This window comes from Streptomyces antioxidans (genome assembly GCF_000968685.2).
Lineage (GTDB): Bacteria > Actinomycetota > Actinomycetes > Streptomycetales > Streptomycetaceae > Streptomyces > Streptomyces antioxidans.
Map to the genome: position 1 here is coordinate 1 of NZ_LAKD02000095.1, position 11,725 is coordinate 11,725.

Annotated in this window: 8 protein-coding genes and 1 pseudogene; 5 read left to right on the forward strand and 4 right to left on the reverse strand. The window is 62.5% G+C overall.

What is annotated here, in order from left to right; genetic code table 11:
- The 4 genes and pseudogenes from VT50_RS28845 to VT50_RS28860 all read right to left on the reverse strand — a co-directional run.
- Positions 1-237 (reverse strand): annotated as a pseudogene (locus VT50_RS28845) (hypothetical protein); the annotation flags it as partial.
- 83 nt (positions 238-320) lie between these two features.
- Positions 321-1,586: a cytochrome P450 gene (locus tag VT50_RS28850; protein WP_063893260.1), complete on the reverse strand. Its 1,266-nt coding sequence runs from the start codon at positions 1,584-1,586 to the stop codon at positions 321-323.
- A 31-nt stretch (positions 1,587-1,617) separates the two neighbouring features.
- Complete coding sequence (locus VT50_RS28855; protein WP_078840912.1) at positions 1,618-2,928, reverse strand: ATP-grasp domain-containing protein; 1,311 nt, start codon at positions 2,926-2,928, stop codon at positions 1,618-1,620.
- 64 nt (positions 2,929-2,992) lie between these two features.
- The gene (locus VT50_RS28860) at positions 2,993-4,312 is read right to left on the reverse strand and encodes a preATP grasp domain-containing protein (RefSeq protein ID WP_053048752.1); all 1,320 of its coding nucleotides are present in this window, start codon (positions 4,310-4,312) and stop codon (positions 2,993-2,995) included.
- A 587-nt stretch (positions 4,313-4,899) separates the two neighbouring features.
- On the opposite strand from VT50_RS28860, the gene VT50_RS28865 reads away from it, so the two are divergent.
- The 5 genes from VT50_RS28865 to VT50_RS28885 all read left to right on the forward strand — a co-directional run bounded on the left by VT50_RS28865 (position 4,900) and on the right by VT50_RS28885 (position 11,725).
- A complete protein-coding gene (locus VT50_RS28865; protein WP_046089156.1) occupies positions 4,900-6,054 on the forward strand; it encodes an MFS transporter in 1,155 nt (384 codons plus the stop codon).
- A 174-nt stretch (positions 6,055-6,228) separates the two neighbouring features.
- A complete protein-coding gene (locus VT50_RS28870) occupies positions 6,229-7,938 on the forward strand; it encodes a non-ribosomal peptide synthetase (protein WP_158083232.1) in 1,710 nt (569 codons plus the stop codon).
- Positions 7,939-7,941: 3 nt separating this feature from the next.
- Positions 7,942-9,366, forward strand: coding sequence for an amino acid adenylation domain-containing protein (locus tag VT50_RS28875; protein WP_046089158.1), 1,425 nt, complete (start codon positions 7,942-7,944; stop codon positions 9,364-9,366).
- A gap of 15 nt (positions 9,367-9,381) precedes the next feature.
- Positions 9,382-10,389 carry an alpha/beta fold hydrolase gene (locus VT50_RS28880; RefSeq protein WP_143645291.1) on the forward strand — a complete coding sequence of 336 codons (1,008 nt, stop codon included), beginning with the start codon at positions 9,382-9,384 and terminating at the stop codon, positions 10,387-10,389.
- A 61-nt stretch (positions 10,390-10,450) separates the two neighbouring features.
- Positions 10,451-11,725: a condensation domain-containing protein gene (locus VT50_RS28885; RefSeq protein WP_075200490.1), complete on the forward strand. Its 1,275-nt coding sequence runs from the start codon at positions 10,451-10,453 to the stop codon at positions 11,723-11,725.

An 11,725-nucleotide genomic window follows, 5' to 3' on the forward strand; every position in this document is an offset into this window, starting at 1 on the left:
GGCTCCAGGTCCGTCTTCTGCCGGCACCCTGAACGCGGGCCAGTGCTCAGGATCGAAGAGGACCTCGGACAGGGCATCGGCATCGGCGCCGTCCTCACCGAACCACTCCGGAACCGGGCGCTCGGCACACCCCCCGTCGCTGCCCATCACCAAGAGGTAGTTCGACCAGAAGCCCGGGTGGAGCAGCAGTGACTCGCCCGGCACCAGCGGGCCGACGTCGTATCCCTTGATCAGCACCCCTCGATCCTGTCACCAGCCACTGACACGGTCCGATCCGGGCTGGCAAAGGGACACCGTCCAGTTACGGGACAACCCTTAGATCACAGAAGACCACTCGGCCGCGACGCTTGAAGCGAGTGCGACCCTGCACGCAGATCGTGAGCCGACTCATGTGGCGAGTGGACCTTGATCTCAAGCTGTTCCAGCACCGTGATTCCGTAGTGGTACCTGATGGTCGGCTGGGCCACGAGCTCCGCCGTCTGCCACCTAGCCGCGAGCTTCCGCAGCAGAATCTGAACCTCGAGGCGCGCGAGCCCAGCACCGAGGCAGTAGTGGGAGCCATAGCCGAATCCCAGGTGTCTCCGCCCCTTGCGCCGAAGATCCAGACCGTCGGGGGTCGTGAACTCACGAGGATCACGGTTCGCCGCACCCAGCATGAGCAGGACCAGGTCACCCGCTTCAATACGCTGGCCGGACAGGTCGACGGCCGCCGTCGCGACACGAGCTACTTGCCGGACCGAGGTGTCGAATCTCAACAACTCCTCGACGCTTGACTCGGCGTCCGCGCCCGCCAGTTCACACCATGCGTTCGCGTGCAATGCGGAGCGCACTGCCTTACCGATAAAGGTTGATGTGGTCTCGAAACCCGCATAGATGATGAGACTGGCTATTGCCGCCATATCGGCGTCTTCGATCACACCGGCACAACCAGCGCGGAAGAGGAGCGCCAGTCCGCTTTCTTCGGGGAGGGTGGTGCTCTCTGCGCTTCTGCGCACGACGTCCTCGACCTGCTCCAGTGCACGATGTCCGCGTTCAGCGACTTCGGGGAGGTAGTCGGCAACAAGCAGGGCAGCAATGTCCTGGGCCCAGCCCTCGAGGTGAGGGGCGACATCGGCGGGCACCCCCAAGAGGCGGCAGATCACCCTACTGGACAGAGGTACGGCGAGATCCGACATGACGTCGACCCGGTCACGACGGGCGTCGACCAGTTCGTCCACCTGCTCTTCAATGAACGGGCGCAACTGGGCCAGCTGATCTGTGCCGAACAACGGTGCCATCAACTGCCGCAGTCTTCTGTGCCGCGCACCGTCGTTGAACATGAACCAGCGACGGACGGTGTCGGACGTCCGGGCTGTGCCGCCGGCCCGTGCCGCCGTACTGTGCAGCACCGTCTTTCCCCGCTCAGGCCAGGCCGAGGAGAGGGCCGGGTGACGCAGCAGAGCGCCGACTTCCTCGAAACCGGTCACCAGCCAAACTCCGAGATCCTCGTCCTTACGGATCGGAGGCTCCTCCTTGAGGAACAGGTAATCGGCGCAAGGATCAGGCTGCAGATTATCATCCGAAGCATAAGGGCATTGAATCAGCACGACAGAAACTCCCCCGCTGTCTTTCGACTGCCTACTTCTCACAGATTTCTGGCCCGACAGCGTCGCTGCGAACGACTTCATATGTCACCGACACGGTCTCCTCGATTTCTGACACGAGGCGAAGAACGCCTTCGTGACTGCCGGCCGCACCAAAACAGATATAAGCATGCTCCAGTCTGCCCCTACGCCAGTCAATAGCCGCTCCCGGCTCCTGCTGGGCAATCGCACGCGAAATTCCGGTCATGTCGTGCAGATCATCCACTCCACGAATGTCCAGCAGGCGAGTGGCCTCAAATGGAGGCACCTTGGCATACAGGAAGGAAACACCTTGTGGCGCCCACTCGCGCGCCATCGTGAAGGCGCTGCTGTCCGACAGGGCCAGACGTGCGGCAATCTCGATCACGCTGGGGCCGCCTGTCTGTCTGACCAGCTCATTGACTCGTCCTCCCAACCGTCCGTTGACCTCGATGATCTGAAGACCCGTGGCCGAAAACTTGACTTCGGTATGACAGATCCCGTGTCGCACACCCAATGCCCTGATCGCCCGAGTAACGAGATCAGTGATCGCGGCTACATCCGTCGGCGATAGCGCCGCGGGGAAGCACGACCCTGTTTCACGATATGGTTTCGACAGGGGGAATTTGCCACAGATACCCAGGTGCTCGATCCGGTCACCGAGGATCAGGGACTCTACCGACACATAGTCACCCCAGGGGCCGTCCGGCACAGCACATGGGATTTCTGTTTCCAGAACGAACTGCTCGGGGCTCTCCGACTTCGCGTCACCCGCGAAATTTCTGGCACTGAACTCTTCCACGTCGCCGGCATCAACAATCCGATATGTACTCCGACTACCCGTACCCATGTCCGGCTTTAGCACCCCGGGGCATCCGAGCTCGGCGAACGCGCTGCGAAGTGATGACTCGTCTTGGATGAGCCGTGTCGCCACATGGGATGCTCCGCAGGAATTCAGGAGCCTCCGCTGCACATACTTGCGGGTCAGAGCCTCAACAGTTTCCAAGGTATGGAATGGCAGTCCAAGTGCGGCCGCCAGCCGGGCGGTGAAGCCCAGTTGGTAGTCGGTGAAAGTCATGATCCCAGCGGGCCGCAAGTCACGCAGGCGGAGCACCGCCTCATCGAAATCGAGACCTCTGACATCGCATAGGATCCCGAATTCCGACATAATTTCGAAGGGGCATTCTTCGCGATCGGAGTCTGGGCACACGAAAATCGGAACGGCAAATCCGTCCAATGCTGTTAAGATGTCAACCGCACTGGCAGCACCAAGGTCATAAATTACTGCAACTCTCTGCATTTCCTCGCCATTCAGCCCATCTTGCATTCTGACTTCGATTACTCAGCTGATCCGTATCGGCGGCAACCACGACCGCTTGGCCCCCACCGAGTCAGAGCAAACGGAGAAGACTGGAGAATTCCTGTTCGAGTTGCTGCGCCTGTGTCGTGGTTTCGGCAACGACACAGTATTCGCCATGACCGCCGGAGGGGCTGCTGTCATCGACCGTCAGCAGTACACCGGTCCGCGCCTGCGGATCGTAGGCCAATCCACTTGCCGTCAAGGCATCGAGGGTGCGGGAGAAAGAGGGGAAGGAGCACCGACGGCGTTCGGCAAGAACGCGCTGATTCTGGTATTCGGATCCAACAACCCGGTCCCGGATCTGATAGATATGAGTGGAGCCGCTTACCCGGCAGTTGATCTCATTCACCAAGATTTTTCCATCCGGCACTACGATCGCATCGACGCTGGCGACACCTCGATAACCCATCACACGGACCGACTCACACAGACGCTCGGCCATTTCCAGAAGGTGCGGGAAGGTGTCGTTCCGTGCCGAGGAGGCAGGCCAAACGTGGCCATTGACGCGCATCTCGCCGTGACCCACCAGCTCTATGCCGTGCTCGGAGATGTTGAACTCGACACAGATCGGGTCTGATCCGGCAAAGTACCGCTCGATGACGACCGGGTTGCGCCCGTTGTCGGTGAGCCACGGCCATCGCTCCTTCAAATACTTGTCCAGCGCCCCTCGATCCGAGACCACCACAGCCCGCTGAGCACCTACCGGCTCGAAATCCGCCCTGGGGCTAACAATCTCGTTTCCGTAACCGGCGACGTGAAGATCCCGCTTCAAGATGCCCGAACGCCCTTGAGACAAAAGCTTTTCCCACAGGAACTCAGCAGCTGCCTCCACAGCGGAACAGACAATTCCGTCGGGTACAGGTATATCGGCACCACCGGCCAGTGCCCGGAAAGTCGACTTGCTGTTCAGTAGTCGCCCCCCGCCTTGGTCCAGCAGTCCGAACCCCGGCGTAGTGACATCCAGCCCCAACTCCCTCGCCAGCACGGCCACAACGCTTTCGAAGTGAAAGGGAAGGACTCTGTCAACACCGGCGAGGCGAACAACCTCGCGCAGCTCGGCGAGGAAATCTTTCTCCAGGAGCCGGTCCCGGGATAAAATCCCGTCGCCCATGCTGCCCGGAGGAGGCGTAAGCACCCTCACAGAATGAGGGCTGAATCGGAGGTGACTGACGACATACTCAAGAAACCCTTCCTTCATCCCCATGGGAAGCACGAGTACGTCACCCTCGCGAAGACACCAGGCCATCCGCTGTGCTTGGTTTCCTGTGTACAGTCGGTAATCGGCGTCCAGAATATCCAGATCGCCCACCATCTCCTCGGTGCGCTGATTGCTGATGATCAGGGTCGTCATGCCCGATTTCCTTCCCCGTAGATCCTCGCCATGTCCGGTCCTCGGTGAGGGCGCAGCCGCCGAACTCAAGGCGACGGCATCGCCCGCGCCGCCTTACTACTCAACGGAACCTGGAAAGCGATCTCCGCAGAGAAAACCTCACCGGCCGACGATATGCCAATGTTTGAACACTGTGAGTCAGATCACATTTACGCCAAGGAGTTGCGGTGAAAGCTTGATAGAAAGAAATGGCGACATGCGGCGATCAGGCATTATGCCCGAATCTCGCAAGCCCTTGCGAGGAGAAGCTGGACATGTATCCTGCTGCCCATCGATTAACCGGGACGCATCGGCCTGCACTTGGAGCGCAGGACACTTCCCTCGGTCGGATTCAGATCCGATGCAGGCGTTCTGTCCATTTTGACAGACGAGAGGAAAGTACCCCGGGGCAACTGTCGAACACAGCAGGGGGCGTCGACTGCGCATGACGCGGCGCCATTGACATGACGGGGGATAGGTTGATGTTGAACGTTCCACGGTTACGTGCGAGACGGCGTCTCTTTCTGACCGGAGACGTCGGGCGCTTGGCGTACGTATCTTCCTCGGCAATGGCCGGACGCGTTCTCTTCGTGACCATCGGGCTGATCTATTTCACCGTGAGCGTGGGGATTCCAGCTGTCCAAGTGGGTGCGGTACTCACATTTGCCGGCGGCATCAGCATCGTGGTCGGGGTACCGGTGGCCCGGCTGTCCGATCTGTTCGGCAGCCGACCTGTTCTCGTAGCCGCCATGTTGGGTCAGTCACTTGGGACCGCGGCGTACGTCGTGGCGAAGAACTTGATCGCATACGCGACCATCACCATCGTGGTGACCGTATGCGGCCGGGCGGCGCACGCGGCCAAGGGAGCCGTCATGGGCGCGGTTCTGGTCGGCGAGGAAAGAACCGTGAATCGATCCAGGATCAGGTCCTGGTCCAACGCCGCCGCAGTACTGGCAGCGGGCTCGGGCGCTTGGGTGCTCCATGTGAATGAGCATTGGGCATACCTGGTGGCGATAGGTTGCTCCGCTTCGATCTTCTTGTTCGCGGCGTATGTCAGTGCGCTCCTGCCACACACCAGCCGGCCTGAGCGTCCTGCTGACGCCTCCCGACTCGGTGTCCTGCGCGACAGGCCGTTCATCGCACTGACGGTGATCGATGCGCTGTTCACCCTGCAGATGGGCCTGCTGGAAATCTTGCCCCTGTGGGTCGCGGAGCACACGGGAGCCCCCCGGTGGATGGGAGGCGTGCTCTTCGGACTGAACACCGTGATGGTGGTGTTCCTCCAGGCACGCGCGAGCCGGGGCGTGACGGACCTGGGCAGTGCCGGAATCGCCAATCGTCGCGCTGGGGTGTTGTTGTTCGGAGCCTGTGTGCTTTTCGGCCTTGCGGGGCAGTATGTGTCCCTCGCAGCCTTCCTGCTAGTGGGCGCCGCTCTCGTCTTCGTATGGGGCGAGATGCTCCATGCCGCTGCCGGCTGGGAACTGTCGTTCGGGCTTGCTCCGGAAGGCGAACACGCCCAGTACCAGGCCATGTTCGGTACCGGCACCACCGTAGGCCTGACTGCCGCACCGCTGGTGTCGACCGCGCTGGTGCTGGGGACCGGCACAGCAGGCTGGGTGATCGTGGGGGCCGTTTTCCTGTGCGCAGGCACTGCCACGCCCTGGGTTGTGCGCTGGGCGCTGCAACAGCGTCCAGGCCATATGAGTCCAGTATCCGTGGGATGAGAGTCCACGTACCCGACGCGCGAAGCCAGTCCGCGCGGGTGCCGAGGCTCCACGTATGCCCATAACGAATATCGCCCGGCACGTTGCCGGAACAGCATTCGAGATCTGAGGAAATGTCGCCGCGCCGGACAGGCGCACAGGAGGGTAGTGGACATGGCGGAGACGGCCCACCGCATGACCGTGTGGCAGATGGTGGAAGAGGTGGCCTCGCGCACCCCCGATGCTCTGGCCGTCGAGTGCGGCAAGGAGAGCCTCACCTTCGGTGAGCTCTGGGCGGCCTCACTCGATGTCAGGGCCCGGGTGTGCGGCACCGCGGGGTTCACGCCGGGCGACCTGGTGGCGACACTGTTCACCCGGGGTGTGGCCGGTGTCGTGGCACAGCTGGGCGTGTGGCTCGCCGGGGGTGCCTACCTGCCGTTGGACCCGGCGCTCCCCCGTGGCCGTATCAGCGTGATCCTGGACAACGCGAAGCCCCGCGCCGTGCTGGCCCAAGGCGACCTTCAGGAATTGCTACCCGCCGATGTGCCTCTGGTAGGAGCCGCCTCCGGTGCGGTACCTGGTGAGGTTGTCGAGCACGACACCAGCCGGGACTCGATGGCTTATGTCATCTATACGTCGGGGTCCACGGGCATCCCCAAGGGGGTGGCGGTTGGACACCACAGCCTGCTCAACCTGGTGTGCTGGCACGGACAGACCTATGGAACGCGCCCCGGGGTGCGGGTAGGAGCCCTCGCCGGCCTCGGTTTCGACGCATCGGTGTGGGAAATCTGGTCGACGCTGGCCAATGGCGGGACCCTGGTGCTGCCCAGCGATCTTGACCCGGCCGACATAGATGCCGTCTCCCGCTTCCTCCAGAACGACTCGGTCGAGCAGTGCTTTCTCAGCACTCCACTCGCGGAACAGCTGTTCAGCCTTGCCGAACCGCCGACATCGCTGAAGGTGCTGCGCACTGGGGGTGACCGGCTTCGGCTTTATCCCCCAGCTGAGTTCCCGGCAGCCGTCTTCAATCACTACGGTCCGACCGAGGCAACCGTGGTGACAACCGCGAGCGCCGATTTGCGGTCAAGTGAACGGACCGCTCTTCCCACGATCGGCAGCCCGATCAAAGGAACGGAGGTACGCCTGGTCGACAGCGATGGGGCAACTGTCAGTGCGCCAGGCGTGCAGGGGGAACTGGTCATCGGTGGCGCGGCCTTGGCATTCGGCTACCTCCACGACGCCCCGTTGACCTACAAGTCCTTCCTGCGGGAGGAGGACGGGTCCGTCTGGTATTACTCCGGTGATATCTGCCGCTGGACCGCGGACGGGGACCTCGAGTTCATCGGACGCCGTGACACGCAGGTGAGTATGCACGGCCACCGGATCGAGCTCTCGGAGATTGAGCACGCGATGCTCAACGTAGCCGGTGTCAGGCAGGCCGCGGCCATCATGACGGCCGGGCACGACGGAGTTCTGGTTGGCCACTTCGTCGGGGCGGCTACCGAAGACGCCATCCACGAGGCCCTCGTTCACCAGTTCCCGCGGTACATGCTGCCGACGGTCTTCCACCGCCTCGAGTCGATGCCGTTGAACGCCAGCGGCAAGATCGACCGGGATGCCCTGCTCACGGTCCTACCCAGGCCGCAGGTTGCTCAGCCCGACACCGCGGAAGCACAATCCACGATTCACAGGATCGCGCAGATCTGGGCCGAGGTCCTCGGGCGCACCCCGCAGGCCCATGACGACTTCTTCCGTATCGGGGGCACCTCGATCAGGGCCGCCAAGGCTACCGGGCAGATCCGCAGGACATTCGACGTATCAATTGGCATTCGGGTCATCTTCGACAACCCGATTCTCTCCCATTACGCCCAGCGGTTGGACGAGCTCATACGCGGTGAGGAGTAGGCGATGCGGACAATCTGGGACGCCGTGTTCGCCCAGACTCAGCGGTCGCCCGCGGCCTTGGCGGTCCAAAGCCGTCGGCGGTACACATACGGGGACATCGTCGGGCACGTGAACGCTCTGGCAACCGCCATTGAGCGATATGGACTTCAGGGCCGGCTGGTTGCCCTCGACGTTGACGGTCCCGTGAGTGGTGCCGTCGGAATCCTGGCGGCGCATCAAGCCGGTTGTGGCGTCCTCCCGCTGAACAGGCAGAGCCCGGCCCCACACCGAGACCGGATCCTTGCGGACGCCCGTCCCCCCTTGCTGATTCGGGCGGAATCCGAATGCGCTTTCACTGTTGAGCGCACGGGATTCACGGAGCCACCGAGCAGTGATAGCGCCGACCTGCGGCACGTCGCCTACGTGATGTACACCTCGGGATCCACGGGAGCGCCCAAGGGCGTCATGGTGTCCCATGACGCGCTGCTCGCACGGCTATCAGGGCTGTCCCACGTCCCGGGCCTGGCAGCGGGTGAGTCCATGGTCGCCATGACGGCCCTGTCATTCGACATCGCCATGGCGGAAATGCTTCTGCCACTCTCAGTAGGGGCCTCTCTCATCGCCGCACCGGCAGAGGCACGATTCGACCCGGACGTCTTCTGTGAGTTCGTCGCCGACAACGCCCCGGACGTCGTACAGGCCACTCCCAGCTTTTGGCGGATGGTGGCCGCCGGTAATCGGATCGAACTGCCGACCAGCCGCATCTGGTGCGGTGGCGAGGCACTCACTCCCGCCCTCGCACAAGAGCTCACGTCGGCGTGCAAGCAACTGTGGAATCTGTACGGGCCCACTGAGGCCACGATCTGGGCCATGGCCGCCCTGATCGATGGGACCGGCCCGATCACCCTGGGTTCGGCGCTGCCCGATAGTGGCGCCTGCTTGGACAACTCGCCGGACGACCCATCCGGAGAGGGGGAGATCCTGCTCTACGGGAGTGGTCTGGCGCTCGGATATCTCGGCCAGGTGGAGCTGACGGCACAGCGCTTCTGCCGTCGCGACACCCCGCACGGGCGCCAGATGGTCTACCGAACTGGGGACCGAGCGCGGCAACGCGCTGACGGAACACTGGAGTTCCTGGGGCGAGCAGATGGTCAGATCAAGCTCCGGGGCCACCGCATCGAACTGGGCGAGATTGAGTCCGTCCTGGAAGAGCACCCGGATGTCTCCGAGACGGTGGCCCTGCTCCGCGACGTCGAGCGGCCCGAACGCGCGTTCATCTCGGCCTATGTAGTCGCCCGTCATGCGACCGCGGCAGACATCAAGAAGTGGCTACGCACAAGGCTGCCTGCCAGCCATTGCCCTGCTGAGGTCACCATTCTTCCCTCCCTTCCCCGAACCACCGCCGGGAAAGTGGACCGCGTCCTTCTGGCACATGCCGGCTCGCGGTGACGAGGAGGCTCTACCGTGAACATTTCCAGCAACAACATGCAGCTTCCCCGGGAGATTGTCGTCAGGGCTTGGCAGCAGACGCTGGAGGCCGATCCCGTCTCTGACGAGGAGAACTTCTTCGACGCCGGCGGAAACTCCATCCTGCTTGTCGAGTTCCAACGGCGCATCTCGGATGAACTCGACTTCAAAATCCCGTTGCGTGAAATATTCCGCGATCCGACCGTCGCCGGGCTCTCCGGGCGGATCGCCGCCTTGGCGGCCAAAGGGTGTCCGCCCGTCACGGGCCATGCCTCGAACCAGGCGTTGAACCTCTACTGCCTCCCCTACGCGGGATGTTCCGCACGTGTCTACGACGTCTGGCAGGCCGGCTTGCCGGACTCGATCAACGTTGTTCCACTGGAGCTCCCCGGGCGCGGATCGCGGTGTACCGACCCTCCGCTGGACACGCTGCCTGAGCTGCTCCGGGACCTGACCCGCGGCGTCAACGCGGAGGCTCGGGCGCCCTATGCGGTATTCGGGCACAGCTTCGGGGCCATAATCGCCTACGAGCTGACCAGATATGTGGTCTCCCAGGGCTACCCCGGCCCTCAGTCCCTTATCGTCTCCGCGTGCCGGGCTCCCCATCTTGCAACACCGGAGGAGGCCATCTTCGACCGCTCCGACGAGGATTTCAAACGAGGGCTGCGCAAAGTGGGTGGCACGCCTGAAGAGCTTCTTGAGAACGACGAGCTGATGGAACTTTACATCCCGGTGATTCGCGCCGACTACACCATACTCGACAACTATCGTCGCGATCCGGTACAGGATGTGAACTGCCCGATCCTCGGCCTGTACGGGGATGCCGATTCCGACGCGGATAAATCGGCGATGAGTGCGTGGGACGCGTACACCAGTGGTTCCTTCTCACTCGAACCCATCAAAGGCGACCACTTCTTCCTGGATGACGCGACGGAACATGTGATTCAACGGGTCGGCGCGCACCTCAATGACCACGTCGCTGATAGCGCTTCCACAACCGGTTAGACAACAAGAGGTCCGTATGGTACTAGCTTCGCCCCCTGCCGGTGCGGTGCGCAAGATCCGAATGAGCCGCAATCAGATAGGTCGACTGGCAATCGCCAGGGCCTCCCAAAAGGGTCGCCGGAGGCGTCCCGTCACATTCGGTCTGCAGTTGAAGGGACACCCCGACCCCAAGCTCATTCAGCGAGCACTTACCGAGGTCGCCCGTCAACACGCTGCGCTCCGGACATATTTCCCGTCGACTTCCGCGTACGGCTGGGCGCAATGTGTCGACAAAGAGCACGTTGCTTGGACCGTCGAAGTCCTGGACATGTGCGAAATACCGGAGAAGGAGCGCTGGGCAGCACGCGAACATGCGAACCGTTCGCTGCACAAGCCATTCGACCCGGAGCAGTTCCCACTGTTCCGAGGACACTTGATCCGTGAAGAAACCGACGACTGGGAACTGGCCGTCTCCGTCGATCATGCGATCTTCGACGGGGCATCGGTACAGGTGTTCCTGGAAGACCTGGCGGACGCCTACTGGCGACTGATCGTTGAGCCCGCCGATACCCATGTTGCGCAGATTTACGATCAATCGGAATTCTCCGAATACGAGCATGAATGGCTGGCCGGACCGGAAGCGGCAGCTGCCTTCGACTACTGGAAGAACATCTGGACGGACTTCGGCCCGTTCCCTGCCACCCGACTGCCCGTGCAGTCGGGCCGGACCGGCGTGGGCGCCGAGTGGAAGGCGGTCTTCCCCGCACAGCAGGTCCGTGAGCGGCAGCGGAGTTTTCCCCATGGGCACCTGTCCCTGTCGGCATTGGCCGCCTCGGCGGTGGTCACTGCTCTTCGCGACGTCACAGGCCAGCACGAGTCAGGTCTGCTCTACCCGTCGAGCCGACGGTACTTCGAGGGCAGCGAGCGGATGATCGGCTATCTCAACAACCGTGTTCTCCTCCGAGTGGAAACTCCCGCCACAGACGACTTTCCGAAGATCGCTGACCGGACCCGCACGGCCATGCTGGAGTCGCTGGAGCACGACATGATGCCGTTCGAGGTCCTCCTGGAACGGCTGGCGCCGCAGGTACCCGACCGCAGTCCCAAGGATCCCTACGTTCATCTGAACGTCGCGACGACACAGCCGCCGCCCACCTTCCCGGGATTGCAGGTTCGTTCGTTCTGGCCTCAGGAGGCAACGGCCTTCAAGGATCTTCCCTGGATCAGTGTGGACCTCGATATCGACGGCGAATGCATGGTTTTGCAGGCCGGTTACTCCACTGCGAGGCTCGCCCACGAGACAGTGGCAGAGCTCATGAACAGGGTGCTGGCATACCTTACCGGACCCGAGAAATAG